This is a genomic window from Pimelobacter simplex (assembly GCF_024662235.1).
Lineage (GTDB): Bacteria > Actinomycetota > Actinomycetes > Propionibacteriales > Nocardioidaceae > Nocardioides.
Genome location: NZ_CP096276.1, coordinates 574007 through 595731, shown reverse-complemented (window position 1 = coordinate 595731; position 21725 = coordinate 574007). Strand labels below are relative to the sequence as shown.

Sequence of the window (21725 nt, the reverse complement as noted above, 5' to 3'; positions counted from 1 at the left end):
GAGCGGGGTCGGTCGAGACCGAATGGCGTTGGCGTAGGTACTTACGGTGTTGACCGCAGTAAAGAAAACTACTGCACGCGGCGCCATTCCATCCTGCGAGCCGCCTCGACTGAAGGCTACAGCGCCAGCGCCCTCGGGGGCGGTGCCCGAAGTCAGGCTCCTTGGCCCGCCGCGAAGTCACGATCCACCAAGCACCTCGACGCCTGGCCGCCGAACGTCAGCGCGACGGGCTATCGTTCCCCCCGGTCGAGTGAGGGGCGGATTGATGGCTGATCGTAACGTCGTGGTGCGGGGCACGAACGCGAAGCCTGCGGCCAGCGAGGCCCTTGCCTCGTTCTTCGAGTCGGATCCGGCAGCACCATCGGGCGGCGAGTTGTTCGTCGGATTCCCGGTGACCACCACTCCCGACGGAAGCCGACCGGTCGACGCGGTCTACGTGTCACCGGAGCTGGGCGTAATCGTGTTCGACATCGTCGAGGGCAGCGAACTCGGCCAGTATCAGGACCGACAGGATGACTTGGGCTGCCGCGCAAATTTCGGACAGTGATTAATTGTGTTTTTACGCTGCCTGCTGCTGGTTGCAGTACTCGTCGTGGACCTCTTGTGGGGTGCGGTAGCCGAGTGCTGAATGAAGACGTAGGCGATTATAGCGGAATTCGATGTACCGGGCCACGTCTTTCCTCGCTTCGTCGCGGGTGGGATAGGTCACGCGATTGACCCGTTCGACTTTCACCGCTGCGTTGAACGATTCGGCTAACGCGTTATCGAAACAGATCCCAGTTCTACCCACCGACCGGCGAAGATCGAGTCGTGAGGCTGCGCGGGCAAATTCGTCGCTCATGTATTGCGTTCCGCGATCCGAGTGGATCACACATTGTGATTCCAGGGTGTAGTTGCGTGCGGCCATATCCAATGCCTCGACTACCAAAGAGGTGCGCATGTGGTCGGCCATGGCGTAGCCGATGCAGGCCTTGGTGGCGCAGTCGATCACCGTCGCCAGGTACAACCAGCCCTCATCCGTGCCGATGTAGGTGATATCGGAGACGAGTTTGGTTCCCGGCGCGTGGGCGGTGAAGTCGCGTCCGAGGAGGTCGGGCACTGCGGCGGCGTCGCCGGCGATGGTGGTGGTCGGCCGGGACGGCCGGGGCTGGCACGGCACCAGTCCGAGCTCGCGCATCAGCCCCCGCACCAGCTCCGGGCTGGCGTCCTCGCCCATGCGGCCGAGGGAAGCGTGGATCCGCCGGTAGCCGTAGGTGGCGTCGGAGTCGTCGAAGACGGCCTCGATCACGGCCTTGAGTCGCTCGCGACGCTGTGCGGTGGCCGAGGCGGGCCGGTCGGCCCAGTCGTAGAAGCCAGACCGGGACACCCCGGCCCAGGCGCACATCTTGACCACCGGATAGTGCGCCTTCTGCGCGTCGATGAACTCGTATTTCGCGCTCACCGATACTCCTGGGCGAAGAAGGCCGCCGCTTTTCCCAAGAACTCGTTACGCATCCGCAGTTCGCGAACTTCACTCTCGAGCTCACGAAGTCGGGCACGCTCCGATATCGACAGTGGCGACTCTTCCTCGGGGTTCGCCTCCCGGTACTTCGCGCACCAGTTTCCCAGCGTGCCTTCATTGACGTGGATCTCGCGGGCGACCTCGGCGATCGAACGAGACGACTCGATCACCATTTTCACGGCCTCGTCCTTGAACTCAGGCGTGAACTTTCGACGCTTTTCCGGCATTAACTAGTTACCTCCATTTCGGAATGGACCTTATTTGATCCACTGTCCGAAATGTCTGAGGCACGCCAACTCGGCGCGGCTGATCGAGATCAGACTGCTGCAGCACGCCGATCTCGTCCGCCGCCGTAGCCTGAAGGTCGAGGTTCAGGCGATCACGTTCGCCCCGGCACTGGGCGACGCCCACCTCGCCGTGGAGGACGGATCCGAATACCCCGTCGTCAACCAGTCCAGCTTGGCGGGCGCGCTCGAGGACTTCGAATGGGATGGCGGCAACGACGACCTCTACCGGCGCACTGTGTCGGCATTGCAGAGCATCTCCGGGATCCGACGGACCGGGACCACGCGGACAGTGGAGACCGTCAACTCTCGCGGAGCGAAGCTGAAGCGCTTGGAGAGCTCGATCGCGACACTGGACGCCCAGCAGAGTCGCGCCGTCATCGAAACCGCACACGACGTGCAACGCATCCGCGGTCTCGCTGGCTCCGGCAAGACCGTCGTCCTCGCGTTGAAGGCCGCCTATCTGCACGCCCAGCACCCGGGGTGGCGCATCGGTGTCACGTTCAACACCCGCTCACTCAGCGCGCAGTTCCGCCGATTGATCAACACCTTCACGATCGAACAGACCGGCGACGAGCCCGACTGGTCGAAGATTCACGTGCTGACCGCGTGGGGTGCCCCGGGCGGGCCCGCACGCGACGGCGTGTACCACCGATTCTGTGCCGACAACGGCGTCGCATACCGCGACTTCGGGCGCGCCAAGACTGAGTTCGGCAGCATCGATCCCTTGGGTTGGGCGTGCGCCGCGGCGCTCAAGGACGCCACTTCGATCCGACAGTCGTTCGACGTGCTACTGGTCGACGAGGCCCAGGACCTGCCCGCCGACTTCCTCCGCATGTGCTACGAGATGCTCGGCGACGAGAAACTCCTGGTCTACGCCTACGACGAACTCCAGACCCTCAACGGAGCCGGACTAGCACCGCCCGAAGAGATCTTTGGTCTCAACGACCGTGGCGAGCCCCGCGTCAGGTTCGATGTCGACAACGAAGGCGGCCGCCGCGACATCATCTTGGAGAAATGCTATCGGAACTCGCGTCCCCTGCTGGTGACCGCACACGCCCTCGGCTTCGGTATTTATCGGGTCAAGCCCGCAAAGTCGACCACTGGTCTGGTGCAGATCTTTGAGCAGAAGAGCCTGTGGGACGACATCGGCTATCGAGTCCGCAGCGGCCAGCTCGAGGAAGGCAAGCAGGTCGCCCTCGTCCGCGACGAAGGATCCAGCCCACGCTTCCTGGAGGAGCACTCACCCATCGAGGACCTCCTGGAGTTCCGGTCGTTCCCCACCGCCCGTCAGCAAGCTGAGTGGGTCGCTGAGCAGATCAAGATCAACCTCGAGCACGACGAGCTGGCGCCCAACGACATCATCGTCATCAACCCTGACCCGATCAGGACCCGAAACGCCGTCGGCATCGTGCGCAAGCGGCTATACGACATGAAGATCCAATCCCACCTCGCTGGCGTCGACACGGGCGCGGACGTCTTCTTCAAGAACGACGAGCAGAGCGTGACCTTCACCGGGATCCATCGGGCGAAGGGCAACGAGGCAGCAATGGTCTACATCATCAACGCCGACGACTCGATGACAGCAACTGCCAACCTCGCGCGCGTGCGGAACCGCCTGTTCACGGCGATCACCCGCAGCAAGGCATGGGTACGCGTGTGCGGTATCGGGGAGGAAATGGATGCCCTGATCGAGGAGTACGACCAGGTCAAGGAACACGACTTCGCCCTCAGTTTCCGCTATCCGACTGAGGAGGAGCGGGCGACCATGCAGGTCCTCCACCGCGACATGTCCCGAGCCACAGAGAAGCGGGTCAAGAGCTACGACAAGTCGATCGCTGGTCTGGCCGCCGACCTCGCGTCGGGCGAGGTCATGCTTGAAGACCTCGACGCCGAGACCGTCGCGAATCTGCGCGACCTCTTCACCGATGCCCAGGACTGAACCCGTCGCGGAGTTCGAGCGCGAGGTTCACGAGCTCACCGCGGCGCTCCTCGAGAGCGGGCTGGTCGACGACCAGAACTTCGTCCACCGCAGAACCATCGGCAATAGCGGCGACGGAACTCAAGTCATCACGCTAGAAGCGGCGTACTGGTCGGATCCGGACGTCAACGTGATGGCATCGATCCCTTACAGCGAACTCCATGCCCAACTCACCGAACGAAGGGCGTACGACCTGCGCTTCCTCGACGGCGGTATCGTGCAGGTTCGGTTCGAGTTCGAGTCTGCCGCGCCAGGGGATCTGCGCCGCTCCCGGCTGGCCTACCTGCCCTCACCAGACCTGACCCCGTTTCAGCAAGACCCCGAGATCTATCTCGAGGACGAGGTGTTTGGCGACGTGGTCGACCTACGCGCGGTCACCACGCCGCTGAGGTTTGATTACGACACCCGAGACGATGCGGTGGCCGACGTGCACCATCCGATCGCCCATGGGGGCCTGACCCCGGTTCTTGGACACGCTGAATCCAGCATCTGCTGGGGAAGCGAGATGATCCAGGAACCATGGCCAGGAAGAACTACTCCGAGGAGTTCCGTCGTCAGGCCGTCGACTTGTACGAGTCCACCCCGGGCGCCACAGTCCGCGGCATCGCCGAGGACCTCGGCATCGTGCGCGGCACCCTGCGGCACTGGCTCGAGGTCTACGGGACCGGCAAGAAGACCGCCGCTGACGGGACACTGACCTCCAGCCCACTGCAAGCCACGCCGTCGAAGTCGAGCCAGTCCGGGCCGGCCGATGAGACGCCGGAGCAGAAGATCGCCCGGCTCGAGGCCGAGAATGCGGCGCTGCGGGCAGAGACAACGAAGCTGACGACCGAGCGGGAGATCCTCCAGCGGGCGGCCAAGTATTTCGCCGGGGAGACGCGCTGGTGAGTCGCTTCCAGTTCGTCGCCGACAACTCCGCCACCTCCCGCCCTGGCTGGACGGTGAAGCGACTGTGTGAGCTCGTCGAGATCGAGCGCTCCTCCTACTACGCGTGGAAGGCCGGGGCACCAGCGCGGGCCGAGCGGGCCGCCGCGGACGCCGCGCTGGTCGAGCGGATCCGCAAGGTCCACGAGGCTGACAACACCCAAGGCGCGCCTCGGATCACCGCCGACCTCAACGACGGCGCACCGCCTGAGCAGCGGGTCAACCACAAGCGCGTCGCCCGCGTGATGCGTGCGGCCGGTATCTGCGGCTACGTCAAGAAGCGACGCGTGCGGACCACGATCCCCGAGCCATCGGGACAGAAGGTGCCCGATCTACTCAAGCGGGACTTCACCGCCCCGGCGCCGAACCAGCGCTACGTCGGCGACATCACCTACCTGCCGATCGCAGACGGCACCAACCTGTACCTGGCCACCGTGATCGACTGCTACAGCCGTCGGCTCGCGGGCTGGGCGATCGCGGATCACATGCGCACCGAGCTCGTTGAGGACGCGCTCAAGGCCGCGGCCGCGACCCGCGGATCACTGGCCGGGGCGATCTTCCACAGCGACCACGGGTCGGTCTACTGCTCGAAGGACTACGCCAAGCTCTGCGCGAAGCTCGGCGTGACCCAGTCGATGGGTGCCGTCGGGTCCTCGGCCGACAACGCGTTGGCGGAGTCATTCAACGCCGCGCTGAAGCGGGAGGTCCTCCAAGACGAGCGGACCTGGTCCGACGAGCTCGCCTGCCGTCGCCAGGTCTTCAAGTGGCTGACCCGCTACAACACCCGGCGGCGCCATTCGTGGTGTCGCTACCTGTCGCCGATCGCCTACGAGACCGGCCACGCCGCTACGCTGCAGCCCGCCGCGTAATCACACCCCGTGTCCAAGATCCGGGGGTAGGGCCCATGTCACGTTCGGCCAGTATCCGCACTGTCGGATCGCTGCGACGGGACCGATCACACCCTTCTATTTCATCGAGTTCGTCGTCCGGTCCTTCTACCGAACCAAGACTCTGTTGCCCACGGAGAAGCTGCCGACCAGACGGCTCACTCCCGACAGCACCATCACAATCAACGAACGGGCTCTCGTCCATTTCGGCGTCCCTACCGCTACGTCGTAGGAACGCTGAAGCGGCCCAGGTTTGATGCCGCCAACCCGCGTCTGACGCGGGTTCCGCAGTGAGTTTTGCTCCGATGTCGAGTGGGTACTTGCCGTGTTGACCGCGATAAATAGAACCACTGCCGATCCGGCGGGCACACTCGCTGCGCGGCCGACAGTTCGATGGCGCGTGACCCTCGAGCCTCACATTAATCCTGTCACCGGATCGTGCAGCAGACCCGAACGGCTTACGCGGCAACCCCGGATGCAACCGGGCGCCCGAGCGGACAGGGACAGAGCCCCGCGGGGTGGTGGGCTTTGAGGGGATCCTCGGTGTCCTACTCGCCGCTGTCGATGGCGGCGTGGTCACCAGTATCCATCGGGTCGTTGAGCAGCGCCATGGACTCCTCTGAGAGGTAGCGGCGATCGCCGGCGATCCACTCGTCGTGCATGTCGATGAGGACCGCGCCGACCAGTCTGATCACGGCGGCCGCGTTCGGGAAGATCCCGACCACTCGGCTGCGGCGCTTGATCTCCTTGTTGACCCGCTCGAGCGGGTTGGTGGACCAGATCTTGCGCCAGTGGGCCTTGGGGAACGCGGTGAACGCGAGGACCTCGGCCTTGGCCTCGTCCATCAGCGGAGCGACCTTGGGGAACGACTTGGCGAGCTGGTCGCGGACCTCGTCCCACGCGGCGGCGACGGCCTCGGGATCGGGCTGGGCGAAGATCGTGCGGAACACCGCGGCGACCATGTCGGCGTGGCTCTTGGGCACGTGCGCGAGCAGGTTGCGGGCGAAGTGGACCCGGCAGCGCTGGTGCGCGGAGCCTTGGAAGGACCGCTTCAACGCCTTCACGAGCCCGGAGTGCTGATCGCTGATGACCAGCTGCACTCCGGACAGGCCGCGCTGCTTGAGGCTGAGCAGGAAGCTTCGCCAGAACGTCTCGTCCTCGCTGTCGCCGACGTCGAGTCCGAGGACCTCCCTGCTGCCGTCGGCGGCGATCCCGGTGGCGACCACGACCGCCATGGATACGACCTGGCCGCCCTTGCCGGGCTTGTTCCGGACGTGGAGGTAGGTCGCGTCGAGGTAGACGTACGGGAAGGGCGTGTGGTCCAGCGGCCGGGTGCGGAACGCGCCGACCGACTCATCGAGCTGCTCACAGATCCGGGAGACCTCGGACTTGCTGATCCCGGAGTCGGCGCCGAGGGCGACGACCAGGTCGTCCACGCTCCTGGTCGAGATGCCGTGGACGTAGGCCTCCATCACCACCGCGTACAGCGCTTGGTCGATCCGGCGCCGCGGCTCCAGGATCGAAGGGAAGAACGATCCCTTGCGGAGCTTGGGGATCCGCAGCTCGACGTCGCCGGCCTTGGTAGCCAGCAGCTTGGGACGGGTGCCGTTGCGTTCGGTGACGCGGTCCTCGGTGCGCTCGTAGCGCTCGGCGCCGATCGCGCCCGCAGCTTCGAACTCGACGAGCTCTTGGAGCACAGTGCGGACCGACTCGCGGATCATGTCGACGCCATCGCCGGTGCGGAACGCCTCGAGCAACTCAGACAGGGCAGACTGGGACAAGGCCATCGGTGGTTCTCCTTCAGTGCGTGACTTGGTCGTTTCACACCGAAGATCCCGCCGATGGCCGCCTACTTCACGCAGCCCCGCCGCTGACCCTCAAACCCCACCACTCCACGGGACTCTCCTCGGACAGGCGAGAACGGCGACAAGCGGCGCCAGGAGATGCGGCTGCGAAACGGACGGCGCGATGAACGGCGGTGACCTCTGATTGTGTCCCGGCCTCAGCTGCATCCGGTGAGTCTGCGGACGGAGTTCGGGACTGGCTGGCAGGCGCCGGCGATCGCCGGCCACCACCTCGATGGGCCCTCGCGAAACGTTCGCCCGTACCTGTTTGAGGTCTCCCGGGCGTGGGAGAGGAAGATCCCCCGTCTGGCTCGCGAGATCATCACCATGAGCACTCGCTGCTCCTCGAGGAGCTCCTCCGCGGTCTTGCTGTAGGTGCTCGGCACGTGACCTTCTTCGAGTCCGACGACGAAGACCCAGTCGAACTGTTGGCCCTTACCGGTGTGCGCGTTCAGCACGTGCACGCCGGGCTCGCTGGCGGAGGTGCCGCGAACGTCACGAATTCGCGACAGGACCTCCCGGAGATCTTCGCCCATCGATTCCATTCCCAGCAGTTGGTCACACGCGCTCTGGACGTCGTCGAGTGTTTCGATGTCGGAGCTTCGCAGCGCACCGGAGACTCGCCTGAGCAAGTCTTCGACCTGATCTGGGTAGGTGAGCTCTGTGCGAACGTGGCGTGCCTGCCGTTTCAACATGCTCGCGACTTGGGGAGTGTCCAGGGCGATGTCCCAGTACTGCGGCTTGTGTCGAGCACCGGCGAAGGCTCGTTCCAGTGCGGCACGTCGATACTCGGCGCGGCAGATGACTCCGATGCGGTCGTCGGGGTATCTCCCAGCCAGGTAGTCGCTGAGCGCCACCACGCCCGCGGCTTCAGTTGTGTCGGTGTCGAACGCGAGGGCGTAGGCGACGCCTCCGTCCTTCCATCTGTCCGGTTCTGCGGCGCGAAGGGCGGTGGCACCGAGGTCTACTGAGAGCGCGTTGACGACCGAGAGCACGGCTGGCGATGAGCGAAAGGAGATGTCGAGGTCGATGCAGTGGTAGCCGTCGTCCTTGAGCGCGCTCAGGACCTCCATCGGCGCTGCGCCGACCCAGCCGAAGATGCCTTGGTATGGGTCACCGACATACATGGAGTTCGCTGAGGTAACGGCTCGCGAAATCTCGAACTCCTGCATGGTGAGGTCTTGGAACTCGTCCACCAGCACCGAGTCGTAGTGTTCGCAGAACACCTCTGATACGCGCTCGTTGCGAAGAATCAACTGTGCGTGTCTCAGCAAATCTCCATAGTCGAGGTAGCCGGCCGATTGCCGTTCACGTTCGGCTGAGACGGCAAGTTCGTTGCCCGAAGCCTCAAGGCGCTCGAGCAACTGCTCATCGTTGAGCGGATTTCGCTTGGCCTCCTCAAGGGCCTCTCCGGCGTTCCGCTGCTCGCGCCAGTTACTCGTGTGGCTGGCGAGAATCGTCTTCATCCAGGTCTTGTTCGGGTAGGTGACCTCGCCGTTGAGACCGACGACATTGCCGTGAGCTTGGACGAGTCGGACGGCGAACTCGTGAAAGTTGACGACGTCGATGGTTCGACGCGCACGCGACTCGCCCAGCTGGGTGTCGAGACGTGCCCTGATGTTGTCGCGAGCTCGGTTGGTGAAGGTGAGGGTGAGGATCTTGCGTCGCGGCCGTACCAAACCTGTTGCGAGCAAGTGGGCGGCTCGCATGGCCAGGACTTCGGTCTTCCCGCATCCGGGTGGGGCAAGAACGAGCAGATGGCCTTCCTCGCTGACGACCGCCGCTTCCTGCGCGCCGACAGGGGCGTTGCTCACGGCCCAGACCCAGCTACGAAGTCAAGCAGCCCCGACAGCGAGTCGCTGGCATCGACGTGGTCGGCGGTGAGGATGGTGGCCACCGCACGTGCCGACGATGTCTTTCGGGTGTCGCCGGTCGTGATGAAGTTGGCGACCTGCTCGTCGGCGAGGTCGTCGACATAACTCACGCCGGCGGCTTGGCACAGGCCCTGCTCCCGCGCCACACCCTCCCTGAGGAGCACCTCGGTCAGCGTGGGCGCACCGATCGCGGCCGCATACTCGTGTTCTAGGTCTTTACGTGCAATGAAGAAGCCGACCTTGGGAAGGTTCTTCGGCTTCGAATTCAAGATGTTCGCCCAGGAGTCTTCACGGTCTTCGTCGCACAGCCCGCACAGGTCGATGTCGAACCCCGTCGTGCCGAGGATCTTCGTGACATGCTTGAACTTGTCAGCGCCGTCGAGGGCGAAGACCGAAACTCCCTCCCGGTCGAGGCTGATGCCCTTGGCTGCGGCGGCCGCTTCGATGATGATGCGGTCAGCCAGACCCTCAACGAGAAGGACTCGGCGGGCTGTGAGCGCTTCGAGCAGCTGTGGCGTCCACCAGGCGACCTGCTCCTTCTCCACGGCAGTGAAGTTGTGGGCTGCGATCTGCTTGGCGCGTCTCTCGTGGTTGACCACGAGGACGTGCTTCGGCTCGAACTTCTGGATGACGTAAGGCGAGTGGGTGACGACCAGACGCTGTTGTGCGGAGTCGGCGAGAAGACCGGCGACTGTGCGTTGGCTGCTGGCGTGCAGGTGCATCTCTGGCTCGTCGACTGCGACCACGTTGGCGTTCTGTTGTGCGAGGTCGAAGAACGTCAGTGCCATCAGTTGCCGAAGCCCATCACTTTGCTCTTCCAGGGACTTCAGAGCTTCTTGTTCTTTGAGGAACAAGGTGACGTCCTGCAGGGGGTCTTCTGCGGTGTCGACGGCGGTGCGCAGTGCGAGTGCGTCCTTCTCCAGCTTGCGCGGCAAGGAGCGCGACAGGTGCTGGGCGATGTCTTCTCGCAGCTGGGTCAGGGCGGGGTTGGCCTCGAGGTCTGCGTGGAAGGAGTCCATGAGCGTCACGAGCGACGTAGAGCCGTCACCGAGGTCGACCGCGTTGAGCATGGCGCGCAGCGGACTGTTCTTGCCGTCCATGAAGTCGACGGCGGTCGATCGGTTGGCTGGGAGATAGCGCCATGCGATGACGTCGAGCTGGTCTCGTGACGGTGCGCGTCGAGTGCCCGCGTCCGGGAAGAACCTGTCGATGACGACCTCACTATCGTCCTCCTCGGAGACACGGACCTCGAGCTCGATGGTGAGTCGGGTCGGCTCCTCTTCCTCGAAGTGAACCTCGTGAGGGAAGGATCCTGCCTCCTCCAGAGTCAGGTCACCCAGCTCGACTGTGACTCGCAGCGGCGCTCCTGGGTCGCTCAGTTCTGCCGGTGACAGGGCCGAGTAGAGCTGCTGAACGGTCGCGCCAAGGAGCAGGTTGAGCAGCCGCAGCAGGGAGGACTTGCCGACGTCGTTGGCGCCCACAATGCACAGATGGTCGCGGACGTCGACCGTCATGTCATCCAGGACGGCGTGGTTGGCGATCTCGAATCGTGACAGGCGCATAGCCCTCCCCTGCCGGGCTCGCGGGCCGAGCGGACCGCACTGGTGAGGCTAGTGGGGCAGGGGAGGTTGTGTCCGAGGTTTTCGGCTGCTTCCTTGCAAGTCGCCATATCGCCGGTCAGGCAGCGTCGAACGACGGCAGGGGCGGCGAGGCGGTCGGCCGCCGATCTAAGTGTGTGCCGCCCGCCGAAGTCTCGTCGGGTGCGATGAACGGATCGTCGTGGTCGACATCGTCGACCGCCCCATACCTCGTTCAAAGCAGCCCGAGAATGGCGTCCGGGTCGAGTGGTGTCTGCCGGGGGTTCGGCATCCACCACGATTACGCGCTCGATCCGACTTCCTGACGTCTCCGGCTGCCGGGCGCCCGAGCCGGGCGCCGCCTAGATCGACCTCGAGATGAACCGCAATCGAGTCAGATCTAGGTCTGTTTCGCGCTCACCACTCGACGCCCGTCGCCCGGACTGCCGAGGTTACTTACGGTGTTGACCGCGGTTAAGAAACCCACTGCAGGTTGAACTGCGAGAATTCTGCCGGCGCGGCTCGATACCCGCGGCGGAGGCCCCGCTTCGATCTCATCGATGGCTCATCAGGTGCGCGCGAGGAAGCCGCCGACATGGGAACACTACTGCGTAGTAACTACCTGAAGCGTGTTGGTTCCGGGAGACAAGGCATCCCCCTGATGGGGTTTGACGGGCTTGGTGTCCCAGACCACTCATCAGGAGGATGCATGTCCAACCGTAGTCGTCTCTCGCGAGGAGACCGCCGCCGCAACGACAGGCTCGGCCGGCTGCGTGCTGTCGTCTCTCGCGAAACCGCGGTGCTCGCCTTCGATCTCGCTGCTGACAAGCAGGTGTGTGCGTTGACCGATCAGGACTCCCGGGTGTTGGCCCGTCGCACGGTGGCGGCCAAGGCATGGCAGCTCACCGAGGTGGTCCGGTGGGGGCTGGACCGGGCGGGGGCGGCGGGGTTCTCCTCGGTGGTGGTGGCCTGCGAGCCGACCGGTCACCGGTGGCGGGTGCTGGATCAGATCGCTGAGGAAGCCGGCGTCCGGCTGGTCTGCGTGCAGCCGCTGTTGGTGCACCGTGCTCGAGAGAGTGAGGACTTCACCCGCAACAAGAGCGACGAGACCGATGCGATGATCATCGCCCGACTGGTCACCGAGCTGCGCTGCTACCTGCCCGAACGCGCCGACCCTGAGTGGGCTCGGCTGCGGCACCTGGGCGCCCGTCGTGCCGCCCTGATTACCGACGCGACTGCTGCTCGCCTGCAGATCCTGGACCTGCTGGAGTGCGCCTGGCCGGCGGCGCTGGAGGCCTCCGGCAAGCCGATGAGGTCCAAGAGCTGGTTAGCTGCCATGACGGTTGCCTTGGACCGGGTCGGGACCGGCGGAGACCTGTCGGTGATCCGCCGTTGGGGCTGGACCCGGTTCGCTGCGGCGGTCCGCCGCGAGATTCCCCGCCACGGCGCCGCCCGCTGGTACTCAGCGATCGTGCGGGGCGTCTTCGACGCCGCCGCGGACCCGGCCCGTGCCGGGGCCGGTGTGGCCGACCAGCGTGCCGGCGCGATGGAGCGGGTCCGGTTCGCGTTGGCTGATCTGGCTCATGCCCGCGCCGAGATCGCCGTGGTGGAGGCCCGGATGGTCGAAGTGCTCGACGACCTCGGCCTGACCGACCTGGTGACCAGCATCCCCGGCCTGTCGGCGGTCGGCGCGGCAGCCATCCTCGCCGAGACCGGCGACCCCACCCGGTTCTCCAGCGCCCGGGCGCTGGTCAAGCACGCCGGGCTGTGTCCCCGCGACAACGCCTCGGGCGCCTTCCAGGGCAAGACCGGCATCAGTGGCCGCGGCCGTCCCCAGCTCCGGCTCGCGGCGTGGCGGGCGGTGTGGGCTGCGTTGCGGAACAACCCGGTGCTCGCCACCAGGTACGCGCACCTGACCGGCCGCGCCGACAACAAGCTCACCAAGACCCAGGCCCGCGTCGCGGTCTCGGGCAGCCTGCTGCGCCAGCTGCATGCTGTGATCACCACCGGCACCGCCTGGGACCCCGCCATCGCCAGCGGCCTCACACCCCAATCCCGTGTCGACGCAAAGGCGGCCGCCGCTGCCGCTTGACCTCGCTCGTCGTACGACGACCGGACGGGGCGAGCCCGCACGTGCGTCGGGATCACATCCCGCAATGTGACCATGGGCAGCCCCGCCCGTCTCCAGCAAAGCCCGGATGAAGGCTGTCGGGAACGAACCCGCTTGCACGCTACGTAGGGCAGGAGACGGGCGCGAGGCCCCCGCCCACGCCAACGACGAAACCCCAACACCCGAAAGCCAATGCCCGCTGGCACAAGCCGGCGAGCCGATCAGCCCTGCACAACTCAACAAAACCAAGCCCCTTGACTTCGTCGCCATAGGCTGGTCACTTCGCCGCCTATGACTGTCAAGCCGTGAAGGCGGGTCGGTGCTCCGCTCCTTAGCGTGGCCAGCCTCGATTAGGTGCTCTGTGGGACCACGCTCCCCTTGCTTTCACCCGCACTCCACCGCAGAGGAAAACGCAACAGCGCCAACATGGGCAGTGTGCACTTTCAGGCTCAAAGCGCCCCTCTAGAGGTCGCCCGCCAACATGGCAAAGGGAGAGTGCAACGGGCAGCCCCGACGCAAGCCTCCGACGGCGCCGCCTTCCTGGCGCTCATGGTACCTGTACGACAGCGTCACAACGGCGCCCTTCTGTTGATCTGGCTCTCGGTCTTCCGCGTGTGGCAAGGGCTCTGACGTTGTGGACATGTCTTCGACGAGGGTCAGCCGGGTCTGGGGTTGGCGTCGCCCTCGACGACGACTGCGAAATCGGCGCGGGCGGCCTGCAGGTCCATAGGGCCGCCGTGCAGTCGGGCCAGCAGTTCGGCGGCGGGAAGCCGCCACAGATAGCCGTGCCGTGAGAAATACCAGCCCACCTCCCGGATGCCCAGCCGGTCACTTGTGTCGGCCAGGACGTATCCGAGGAGCTGCCACACGATCTTCCGTGACACTCAGCGGTCTTGACGGTCTTCAGTTCCAGCAGCACGTCGTCGACGACCAGGTCGGCGTCGGCGCCGCCAAGGTCGCCGCTACGATCGAAGGAGGGGTCGGAGATGACGCGCTGCGCATTCGCGAACGGAGCCGGCCGGATGCCCGTGAACAGGGTCGTCAGGGCTGCGACGTCCGCGACGAGGCGCTCGTCAACCAGCGCGAGATGGTCGCCCAAAGTGGCGTCGGGTCCGACTAGACGGAGCGGGAGATAGCCAAGGTAAATCTCCGGCGCCCGGTAGAGATGCTCGTAGAGAGGGCCAAGAGCCCGCACATCCGGGCAACCTCCGGTTCCGCCCGCACATGCCTCGAGCCGCCCCTGTACGCCGTGAGTTCCCTGAGGGCGTCGACGAACTGGTCCCACGCGGCGAGTCGGGGACGTTTCCAACGACGAGCGAGGTTCCGAGCCCCCGCCGCGGCAGCGAAGTGGTCCGGGTCCTGTGGGGCCGGGAGGAGCCGGACGCGATAGTCGAAGGCAGTGCCTGCTGCTCCCAGTCGTAGCCTCGCCCCCCTCCTGGGTCGCGCGCGGCAACCGTCGGGTCTCCGGGCGCGAACCTCTCGACCGAGGTCAGCGGGCGGGGCGATCCGTTGATCGTGATCGTCGCCGGAGGAATCGTGGTGTTCGCGAACCCGACCTGCTCAACGTCGGTAGGTGGCTGCCAAGTGTCGGCAGACCGGGCTTTGTGGACCTTTGAGGTGCCCGGTCAGTGTCATGGGGCTCGTCGTTGGTCGATTCGCGCTCTTTTCGGACCTCGTGTTGCCCCAGTGCTGCCCGAGCGTCGGAATCGACTCCGCGCGGCGATAACAGAAACTGCTATAGGTTGCTGGTCATGACCAGTCGGAGTGAAGTGCTGCGCCAGATGATGCTCGAGACTGGCACCACCCAATCCGACCTGTCTCGACTCAGCGGCGTGCGCCAGCGAGCATCAGCGGGTTCCTGTCCGGCAGGGTCGAACTCAGCGACGACCAGCTCGACCGCCTATTGTCGTGCATGGGCTTCCGCCTGAGGTCCTACGACGGCCCGTCGTCCCCAAGCTGACCCGCTCCGCGCCGCTCCTGGCAGCTCGACCGGCAACTCTCGACTCTCCTGAACCGGCAGAGCTTCGAGGACTGGCGACCGACGAACGAGCGCAACCTGGACCGCGTCCGCGACCGGGTCACCGGTCAGCCGCACGAACGGAATCTCGACCGGTGGCGGCAGTTGGTCGACCACGGCCACCTCTCCGGCCTACACCGCTTCTTGACCCGGCCTCCACGCGAAACGATCGATACGCGGGAGGTCTCCCCCATGTCCGGACTGCTTCCCGACGAGCAGCGCCGGGAAGTCTTGAAGGCGGCGTGCTGATGCGGCGCGACCAGCTGGAGCTCTCGATCCGCACCGTGCCAGATCATCCCACGGCACGAGGTCAGCCCGCTCGGCTCGCAGGCCATCCTCGGCACGTACGACGAGTCGCAGCTCTCCGCTGCAGCAACGATGTCGATCGAGGTGGACATCCCGCCGATCGCCGCGAGCAACCACGAGGCCGCTCGACTGGCGGATCTGACCGAGGGTGTCGCCGGCGAGTTCTCGCCGTTCGAAGAGCTCCACGGGTTGAGCATCGACGCGCCGACCTGGACACCGCCGTCCTCGCCGACGGCTGGCGCGACCGTCTGGTCAAGGTGCAGAACGCCAACACGGCAGCTCCTGCGGGCAAGCCACGCTTCACGGCTGGTGCCTACCTACCGGGAGATGTCCCGCGTCGCGATGCTGATCGCGCTCCGCGAGAAGAATCGCAACTTCGTTGCTGCTCTCCTCGATGGCGGCCTCGTCAACCCAGACCTGATCGCGACGGGGCTAATGATGGTCTCCAGTGATCATCCCACGGCCCCGAGTCGGTGCGGCCGCTCGCGCGGCGGCAACTTCAGGACGAGTCGATGAGGGCGCGCGAGAGAAGCAGGTCGTCAGCGCATCATCCGCCTCGCGCTCGTCGTCCTGCGACCTCATCGGCATGGCCCCGTAGCTGACCGGTGGGCCGGGCGCAATCCGAGGACCTGAGATGGGTGGGCGCGCATCAGGTACGAACGATCGACAGGCCCCTCAGCTCGCTGCATCACCAGTGCGAATGATCGTGCCGACGTGGTCTCCACGTAGTGCGGCCGTCAGGCGGCCGGGAACGAGACCGTTGACCACCTGCACGCTGCCGAGATGACGCGCATTGGCCATGATCTCCAGCATCGCTCGGTCGATCGGCAGCGTGCCGTGGTGGGTTGCCAGGTCGGACGCCGTGGTCTCGTGTATCAGGTCTGCCTCGTGGCCGCCCTCGCCACGAGGATCGACGGGGTAGATGCCGTCCACGTCCTCGACGATGGTGAGGCCGGCAGCGCCCAAGGCGTCGGCCAGGAGGAACGCGCCCGCATCGGCTCGGTGCTGGGGAATGCGGGGACCAGTGAACTCGTGGTGGTGGTAGGGCGGGAAGGCGCTGCCGACCACTGCGCGTGCGGCCTCCAGGTGGATGGCCAACTGGGTCGCGAGGGTCGGGTGGTCGACGTACGAGACACCCTCGCGCGAGAGCAGCGAGGCCAGGATTCGTCCGTTCTGGCCGGCCTCTGTTGCCGCCAGCGGCGCCAGCGAGCCCACGGGGAGGCCGAGGTCGAGGCCCACGCTATAGATGTGCCGCGCACGGAGGCCGGCACCGACGAGGATCAGGAGCCGGTGCTCGGGCAGCAGTTGCCGGATCTCCTCGACGAGGGGGAGGATCGCCTCGCTGCCGCGATCCATGATAGATCTCCCGCCGATCTTGACGACCTGCAGCCAGGGCAGCAGCCGGATCTGTTCGCCGCCTGCGACGGGACTGGTGAGGCTGTTGTCGAGGAGGGTCTGGCGTGCCAACGGCGATGAGACATGCTTGGTGTGTTGATCCGATGTGGACATGACTTTTCGCCTCAGTTCGTGGTGATGATCGTGCCGACGTGCTCTCCCGCCAGGGCCCGGGTCAGGTTGCCGGGGACCAGGCCGTTGATGACCTGCACCTCACGGACGTGCTTTGCCTGCGTGAGGAGATCGAGTACGGGGAACTCGATGATCGAGTCCTGGAGGCCCGCCGCCTTCATCTCCTCGACCGTGGTCCGCGGGATCAGCTTGGCGTTGTTGTCCGTCTTGGGGTTGGCGGTGTAGAGCCCGTCTTCGTCCTTGACGTAGATCATCGCCCTGCACCCGAACTGCTCTGCCACTAGGTAGCAGCCGGCGTCGGTGCGATACGGCGGGATCGAGCCCCCAGCAGCGGGGCGGATCCACAGGCCGTAGGGCGGCATGCCCCCGAAGATGACAGCGTTGACCTCGGACAGGCGAAGCGGCACGGCCGACAGCCCGGCACCGCTGACCACCGGGATTCCGTGCTGGGCCAGCAACTGGCCGAGGATCTCGGCGTTCTGGTCGGCCACCGCGGCGCCCAGCTGCGCGAGTACGCCTGCGGGCAGGTTGAGCCCGGCGGCGATCGAGTACACGTGGCGTGCTCGCGTGCCCGCACCGGTGCCGATCAGCAGCTTGTGTTCCGTGCGGGCAGCCAGGATCTCCTCCACCAGTGGATACACAGCAGCGCGACCGCGGTCTATGAAGCTCTGGCCGCCAACCTTGATCACGGTCGCGTCGGGAAGGATCCGGAAGTCGGAAGCCTCCTCGGCGGCGGCCACCAGCTCCGAGTCGCTGAGCGAGCGCTGCATGAGGAGTTGTTCGAGGTCGAAGGTTGTCTGGGGCATGTGGACTCCTTTCGTCACCTCAACATAGGGGAGTTCGAAGGCCTTTCGATGCGCAGCCGGGACCAAAATTCGCCGATGCCAAACGAGCGCCGCAGATGCGCCTCAGAGGGGCGGGAGGGCTCCGCACATGAGCGAGCTGGGCAGAGTTCCTGAAATCGAGGTCAAGCGGTACTACCGCGGCCGTCCGTCCGCACACGTCGGTCACGCGCCAGTCGCCGTACTGGTCAACCTCGACCGTCACCGAGTCACCGACACCTGCGGACAGCCCTTCAAGCAGCAGCGGAATCAGGCTGTGATGTAGGTAGGCGGTCGCCGGGAACCCGTCGGTGTCCTCGGTGACGTCGGTCATCCACTCGACCACCACACTTCTGGCGCCGTCATTCAGCAACGGATTCCACACGTCGACCGAGGAGCGCTAAAGGAGGACGTCGACAAACCGACAGTCGAGCGTGATCGACGGGTCTGGGGTGTCGTCGTCCCCGCCCTCTTCGACCTCGCTGTCGGAGTAGATCGTGCCGTCGATCCGGACCTGGCCGCCGTCCTCGTCGAAGTCCCCGGTGTTGGCCAGGGGAATCACCGTGGCGCCCGTGAACAGGTCGGCCGTCGTCTCGTCCCCAAGCGGCACCTGATAGACGGCGTAAGCCGCTTGTGCAACTTCTCCTGGGACATCAGGCCAATGGATCGCTTCTCGACTGGCACCCTGAGGTCCTGAGCCGGGTCCTCCAGGACAGTGCCGTCGAGGCGCCCGTCAACCAGCAGAAGCAGACCCATCAGGGCTCGGAGGGTTGTCGACTTCCCCGAGGCGTTACGTCACCACTACGTGGGATGTGACCTACAGTCCTGCGGACGCGCTGATGCGACCAGCGCTGACTCCATCCCTGAGCTGCTCCCGGGGCAAGTATGGGGATTGGCCTACGTGTCGGCGGTGCTCACCGCCAAGAACCCCGACTCAGAGGCGTTCGTGTTCCCCGCGCGGGAAGGAAGACGGATGAGCCACGACGCGGTCGCTGCCCGGCTGGCACTCCACACAGCCGCGGCCGCCCAGAGCTGCCCGACCCTGGCATCCAAGAACGTGACCCCGCACGTGTTGAGGCACACCGCCGCGCTGCGGCTCCTGGCCGCCGGGGTCGACACCAGCGTCATCGCGCTCTGGCTCGGTCACGAGAGCACCGAAACCACCCAGATCTGCCTCCACGCCGACATGAAAGCCAAGGAGGACGCCCTCGCCAGAACCAAACCCACAGGGACGAAACCGGGCCGCTACCAGGTCACCACCGACGCGCTCCTCGCCTTCCTCGAAGCGCTTTGATTATGCCGACCTCGCCACGGCGCAACCCGGCTGCCACAAGGCGTAGCCCCACGACATCGGCATAACCCGGACCTCGGCATAAAACGGATTATTCCGACGTCGGAATAACCCTTTCCACGTCGTGAAGTGGGCGAGTGCCGCGCTGGACGAAGTCAGACGTCAAGCCTGGAACCCCGCCCGCACCGACACCCGCACCCTTCGCGCGCCCGTCGAGCTGCCGGGAAGCTCAACCGGTCGAGCGGGCACGCCCAGGCGCTGAAGAACTCCAGGTTCGCGGTGTGGAAGAACCCCGAGAACCTGACCACTCGCCAACAAGCGAAGATAGCCTGGATCGCGAAGGCCGAACCGACCCTGAACCGCGCCTACCTCCTCAATGAAGCGTTGCGACTTGTGTTCCAGCTGCCCTATGACCAGGCCGTCGCCGCGCTCGACGCGTGGATCGACTGGGCACGCCGATCCCGGATCGAGCGATTCGTAAAAGCTCCAGCGCACCATCGTGGAGCACAAGGCCGCGATCCTGGCCTCGATCGAGCACGACCTGTCCAACGGCATCATCGAGTCGGTCAACACCAAGATCAGACTCATCCGCCGCATGGCCTTCGGCTTCGCTAGCCCCGACGCCCTCATCGCCCTCGCGATGCTCAACCTCGGCGGCCACCGCCCGACCCTCCCCGGCCGCCGATGACCCACGGATCAGTCAGGAGAGCCGACTTAATCCAGGGCATCTTGGTCCCCATGGCCGAGTCGCCCTTGGCAGGGACTCCACCCACGGAGGCCGATGGTTCGACGGCCACCTCGCCGTTGCATTCTTGTCCTCGCCGGTCACAGCTCCCGCCTCCGCGTCCTTATCGACTGACTGCGCATCGCTCGCTCCAGTCGTCTTGCTCGCTGTGTGTACCCCAGCACCGCGGGATGGCCGCGTGTTCAGATTCGGTAGACCGAGACCTCGTTCGCCTTCACTGTGAAGGTCACCTCGGAGCCGGGCACGAGGTCGAGCTCCGCGACAGCCTGGGCCGTGACGTCGGCACTGAGCTCGGCGGCTCGCACCCGGATGCGGTCGCCCAGGGGTTCGATCTCGGTGATGGTCGCGGCCAATGCATTCCGCGGGCTGCCACCGGGGGGCTCGCGGAAGATGGCGACCGCGGCCGGCGGGAAGATGGCCACCGCTGCTTCGCCGTCTGCAGGTCGTGGGCCGGCGACGACACCATGGACGTCTGTTCCTGCGCTGGTGCGGACGCCGTCGGTGTGCCACGTTCCGATCAGCATGTTCAGTCCGGCGATGCGGGCGGCGAACGCGCTGCGCGGGCGCGCGAAGACTTCAGTGGCCGGTCCCTGTTCGACGATCCTGCCGCTATCCAAGATGATCACGGTGTCGGCCAGGAGCAGAGCGTCGAGCGCGTCGTGGGTGACCAGGACAACGCTGCGATCGGCGAGCACTCTGCGCAGGGTCTGTCGCAGAGCGGGGGCGACCGCGACGTCCAGTGCGGCCATTGGCTCGTCGAGGAGCAACAGCCGGGGATCGGCGGCGAGGGCGCGGGCGACAGCGACCCGCTGGGCTTGTCCGCCTGAGATCTGTGACGGTTTGCGATCAGCGAGGTCGGGAACGCCGACCTGTTCGAGCCAGTGCCGCGCTACGTCGTGGGCTTCTGAGCGGCGGACACCTCGGCTACGTGGAGCGAACTCGACGTTGTCGCGCACACTCATGTGCGGGAAGAGCAACGGGTCCTGGGCGAGGAGAGCGATCTGCCGGTCGTGGGGTGCCACCCAGGCAGGCCGGGCGCCGTTCCCGACGACGGTCAGTGGGCGACCGTCGAGGACGACGCGGCCCTGGCCGGGACGAAGGTGCCCGGCCGCAACGGCGAGCAGGGTGGACTTCCCGGCTCCATTGGGGCCGAGCACGGCGAGCGTCTCGCCCGGTTCGACTGTGAACGTGACCTCGACGCGGCGCTCCTCGACGACAGCCGAGAAATCGAACGTCATAGGGCGGACCGACCTTGGCGTGCGAACCCGATGACGAGGATCGCGACGATCACCAGGACTAGTGAGAGCGCGACCGCGGCGTCGGCGTCGGTCTCACGCCGCAGGTAGATCTCCAGCGGCAGGGTGCGGGTGACGCCCTGGAGGCTGCCGGCAAATGTGATGGTGGCGCCGAACTCGCCGAGCGAGCGGGCGAAGGAGAGGACCGCGCCGGAGACCAGGCCCGGCAGCACCAACGGTAGTGTCACCCGGCGGAACACGGTGGTCGGCCGCGCCCCGAGCGAAGCCGCGACCACCTCGTACTGCTGACCAGCGGTGCGCAGCGCACCCTCGAGGCTCACGACCAGGAACGGGAGGGCGACGAAGGTCTGCGCCATCACGACCGCAGTGGTGGAGAACGCGATCTGGAAGCCCAGGACGTCGATCGTCTCGCCGAGCAGCCCGCGCCGACCGAACGTGTACAGCAGCGCGATGCCACCGACGACCGGTGGCAACACCAGCGGCAGGAGCACGAACGACCGCATCAGGGACTGCCCGGGGAACTCGGTCCGCGCCAGCACGACTGCCATCGGCACGCCAATGATGATGCAGGCCAGCGTGCTTGCGGTCGACGTCTTCAGGCTGAGCAGCAGTGCCGCCCGAGAGGCCTCGGAGGTGATCAGCTCGAGGAAATCACCCCACTCAACCCGAGACACCACGGCGACCAGCGGGAGCAGCACGAACGCTGCTCCCGCCGCGGCCGGGATGTAGATCCAACCAGGTACACCGACCTCCCGACGAACGCGGGCCATATCGACAGTG

Annotated in this window: 20 protein-coding genes and 2 pseudogenes; 10 read left to right on the top strand and 12 right to left on the bottom strand. The window is 65.8% G+C overall.

Annotated elements, in window-relative coordinates:
* Positions 1 to 265 precede the first annotated feature (265 nt).
* A complete protein-coding gene (locus tag M0M48_RS02715) occupies positions 266 to 547 on the top strand; it encodes a hypothetical protein (protein ID WP_257754304.1) in 282 nt (93 codons plus the stop codon).
* Between the two features lie 12 nt (positions 548 to 559).
* On the opposite strand, the gene M0M48_RS02710 is transcribed toward M0M48_RS02715, so the two are convergent.
* Positions 560 to 1728 (bottom strand): IS3 family transposase gene (locus M0M48_RS02710; protein ID WP_257752069.1). Its coding sequence is split into 2 segments (ribosomal slippage): positions 560 to 1476 and positions 1476 to 1728, totalling 1170 coding nucleotides; the frame shifts between segments, so codons are not numbered across the junction.
* Positions 1729 to 1762: 34 nt separating this feature from the next.
* Between M0M48_RS02710 and M0M48_RS02705 the strand changes: the two genes are divergently transcribed.
* On the top strand, positions 1763 to 3727 hold the full coding sequence (locus tag M0M48_RS02705) for a DEAD/DEAH box helicase (protein WP_257754303.1): 1965 nt from the start codon (positions 1763 to 1765) through the stop codon (positions 3725 to 3727).
* On the opposite strand, the gene M0M48_RS02700 is transcribed toward M0M48_RS02705, so the two are convergent.
* Positions 3708 to 3851 (bottom strand): hypothetical protein, encoded by a 144-nt coding sequence (locus M0M48_RS02700; RefSeq protein WP_257754302.1) that lies wholly within the window; start codon positions 3849 to 3851, stop codon positions 3708 to 3710. The genes M0M48_RS02705 and M0M48_RS02700 overlap by 20 nt on opposite strands.
* 48 nt (positions 3852 to 3899) lie before the next feature.
* On the opposite strand from M0M48_RS02700, the pseudogene M0M48_RS31040 reads away from it, so the two are divergent.
* The 3 genes and pseudogenes from M0M48_RS31040 to M0M48_RS31035 all read left to right on the top strand — a co-directional run.
* Positions 3900 to 4202: pseudogene (locus M0M48_RS31040) on the top strand (DUF2290 domain-containing protein); the annotation flags it as partial.
* Positions 4203 to 4285: 83 nt separating this feature from the next.
* Positions 4286 to 5559 (top strand): IS3 family transposase gene (locus M0M48_RS02695; protein WP_257751310.1). Its coding sequence is split into 2 segments (ribosomal slippage): positions 4286 to 4634 and positions 4634 to 5559, totalling 1275 coding nucleotides; the frame shifts between segments, so codons are not numbered across the junction.
* The gene (locus tag M0M48_RS31035; protein ID WP_374587329.1) at positions 5486 to 5809 is read left to right on the top strand and encodes a DUF2290 domain-containing protein; all 324 of its coding nucleotides are present in this window, start codon (positions 5486 to 5488) and stop codon (positions 5807 to 5809) included. Before M0M48_RS02695 ends, M0M48_RS31035 begins: the two co-directional genes overlap by 74 nt.
* A 316-nt stretch (positions 5810 to 6125) precedes the next feature.
* Here the strand turns inward: M0M48_RS31035 and M0M48_RS02690 are convergent, their stop codons facing one another.
* The 3 genes from M0M48_RS02690 to M0M48_RS02680 all read right to left on the bottom strand — a co-directional run bounded on the left by M0M48_RS02690 (position 6126) and on the right by M0M48_RS02680 (position 10857).
* On the bottom strand, positions 6126 to 7364 hold the full coding sequence (locus tag M0M48_RS02690; RefSeq protein ID WP_257751311.1) for an IS256 family transposase: 1239 nt from the start codon (positions 7362 to 7364) through the stop codon (positions 6126 to 6128).
* A gap of 215 nt (positions 7365 to 7579) precedes the next feature.
* Complete coding sequence (locus tag M0M48_RS02685) at positions 7580 to 9235, bottom strand: UvrD-helicase domain-containing protein (protein WP_257754301.1); 1656 nt, start codon at positions 9233 to 9235, stop codon at positions 7580 to 7582.
* Positions 9232 to 10857: an ATP-dependent nuclease gene (locus tag M0M48_RS02680; RefSeq protein ID WP_257754300.1), complete on the bottom strand. Its 1626-nt coding sequence runs from the start codon at positions 10855 to 10857 to the stop codon at positions 9232 to 9234. Before M0M48_RS02680 ends, M0M48_RS02685 begins: the two co-directional genes overlap by 4 nt.
* 724 nt (positions 10858 to 11581) lie before the next feature.
* On the opposite strand from M0M48_RS02680, the gene M0M48_RS02675 reads away from it, so the two are divergent.
* Entirely contained in the window at positions 11582 to 12964 is a 1383-nt protein-coding gene (locus tag M0M48_RS02675) for an IS110 family transposase (RefSeq protein WP_257754299.1), read from the top strand.
* Positions 12965 to 13638: 674 nt separating this feature from the next.
* On the opposite strand, the gene M0M48_RS02670 is transcribed toward M0M48_RS02675, so the two are convergent.
* Positions 13639 to 13851: a hypothetical protein gene (locus tag M0M48_RS02670; protein WP_257754298.1), complete on the bottom strand. Its 213-nt coding sequence runs from the start codon at positions 13849 to 13851 to the stop codon at positions 13639 to 13641.
* Positions 13852 to 13859: 8 nt separating this feature from the next.
* On the opposite strand from M0M48_RS02670, the gene M0M48_RS02665 reads away from it, so the two are divergent.
* Together M0M48_RS02665 and M0M48_RS02660 are read left to right on the top strand one after the other, a co-directional pair.
* Positions 13860 to 14102, top strand: coding sequence for a hypothetical protein (locus tag M0M48_RS02665; RefSeq protein WP_257754297.1), 243 nt, complete (start codon positions 13860 to 13862; stop codon positions 14100 to 14102).
* 1275 nt (positions 14103 to 15377) lie between these two features.
* On the top strand, positions 15378 to 15821 hold the full coding sequence (locus M0M48_RS02660) for a hypothetical protein (RefSeq protein ID WP_257754296.1): 444 nt from the start codon (positions 15378 to 15380) through the stop codon (positions 15819 to 15821).
* A 159-nt stretch (positions 15822 to 15980) separates the two neighbouring features.
* Here M0M48_RS02660 and M0M48_RS02655 read toward each other — a convergent pair whose 3' ends face one another.
* The 4 genes from M0M48_RS02655 to M0M48_RS02640 form a co-directional block, all read right to left on the bottom strand.
* Entirely contained in the window at positions 15981 to 16814 is an 834-nt protein-coding gene (locus M0M48_RS02655; protein ID WP_257754295.1) for an amino acid kinase family protein, read from the bottom strand.
* Between the two features lie 11 nt (positions 16815 to 16825).
* A complete protein-coding gene (locus M0M48_RS02650) occupies positions 16826 to 17638 on the bottom strand; it encodes an amino acid kinase family protein (RefSeq protein WP_257754294.1) in 813 nt (270 codons plus the stop codon).
* Between the two features lie 19 nt (positions 17639 to 17657).
* Positions 17658 to 17987 carry a hypothetical protein gene (locus M0M48_RS02645; RefSeq protein ID WP_257754293.1) on the bottom strand — a complete coding sequence of 110 codons (330 nt, stop codon included), beginning with the start codon at positions 17985 to 17987 and terminating at the stop codon, positions 17658 to 17660.
* A 66-nt stretch (positions 17988 to 18053) separates the two neighbouring features.
* Positions 18054 to 18263, bottom strand: coding sequence for a hypothetical protein (locus M0M48_RS02640; protein ID WP_257754292.1), 210 nt, complete (start codon positions 18261 to 18263; stop codon positions 18054 to 18056).
* Positions 18264 to 18563: 300 nt separating this feature from the next.
* Here M0M48_RS02640 and M0M48_RS02635 point away from each other — a divergent pair, with 300 nt between their 5' ends.
* Together M0M48_RS02635 and M0M48_RS02630 are read left to right on the top strand one after the other, a co-directional pair.
* The gene (locus M0M48_RS02635; protein ID WP_257754291.1) at positions 18564 to 18947 is read left to right on the top strand and encodes a tyrosine-type recombinase/integrase; all 384 of its coding nucleotides are present in this window, start codon (positions 18564 to 18566) and stop codon (positions 18945 to 18947) included.
* A gap of 106 nt (positions 18948 to 19053) precedes the next feature.
* Positions 19054 to 19632 (top strand): annotated as a pseudogene (locus M0M48_RS02630) (ISL3 family transposase); the annotation flags it as partial.
* A 239-nt stretch (positions 19633 to 19871) separates the two neighbouring features.
* On the opposite strand, the gene M0M48_RS02625 reads toward M0M48_RS02630, so the two are convergent.
* A complete protein-coding gene (locus tag M0M48_RS02625; protein ID WP_257754290.1) occupies positions 19872 to 20927 on the bottom strand; it encodes a sulfate/molybdate ABC transporter ATP-binding protein in 1056 nt (351 codons plus the stop codon).
* Positions 20924 to 21715 (bottom strand): ABC transporter permease, encoded by a 792-nt coding sequence (locus tag M0M48_RS02620; RefSeq protein WP_257754289.1) that lies wholly within the window; start codon positions 21713 to 21715, stop codon positions 20924 to 20926. Before M0M48_RS02620 ends, M0M48_RS02625 begins: the two co-directional genes overlap by 4 nt.
* Between the last annotated feature and the right edge of the window lie 10 nt (positions 21716 to 21725).

Bases quoted from the DNA above. Each gene is read 5' to 3' on its own strand.
- M0M48_RS02715 (WP_257754304.1), top strand. From the start codon at position 266: ATGGCTGATCGTAACGTCGTGGTGCGGGGCACGAACGCGAAGCCTGCG.
- M0M48_RS02690 (WP_257751311.1), bottom strand. From the start codon at position 7,364: ATGGCCTTGTCCCAGTCTGCCCTGTCTGAGTTGCTCGAGGCGTTCCGC.
- M0M48_RS02680 (WP_257754300.1), bottom strand. From the start codon at position 10,857: ATGCGCCTGTCACGATTCGAGATCGCCAACCACGCCGTCCTGGATGAC.
- M0M48_RS02675 (WP_257754299.1), top strand. From the start codon at position 11,582: ATGTCCAACCGTAGTCGTCTCTCGCGAGGAGACCGCCGCCGCAACGAC.
- M0M48_RS02660 (WP_257754296.1), top strand. From the start codon at position 15,378: ATGTCGATCGAGGTGGACATCCCGCCGATCGCCGCGAGCAACCACGAG.
- M0M48_RS02655 (WP_257754295.1), bottom strand. From the start codon at position 16,814: ATGTCCACATCGGATCAACACACCAAGCATGTCTCATCGCCGTTGGCA.
- M0M48_RS02650 (WP_257754294.1), bottom strand. From the start codon at position 17,638: ATGCCCCAGACAACCTTCGACCTCGAACAACTCCTCATGCAGCGCTCG.
- M0M48_RS02645 (WP_257754293.1), bottom strand. From the start codon at position 17,987: ATGACCGACGTCACCGAGGACACCGACGGGTTCCCGGCGACCGCCTAC.
- M0M48_RS02625 (WP_257754290.1), bottom strand. From the start codon at position 20,927: ATGACGTTCGATTTCTCGGCTGTCGTCGAGGAGCGCCGCGTCGAGGTC.
- M0M48_RS02620 (WP_257754289.1), bottom strand. From the start codon at position 21,715: ATGGCCCGCGTTCGTCGGGAGGTCGGTGTACCTGGTTGGATCTACATC.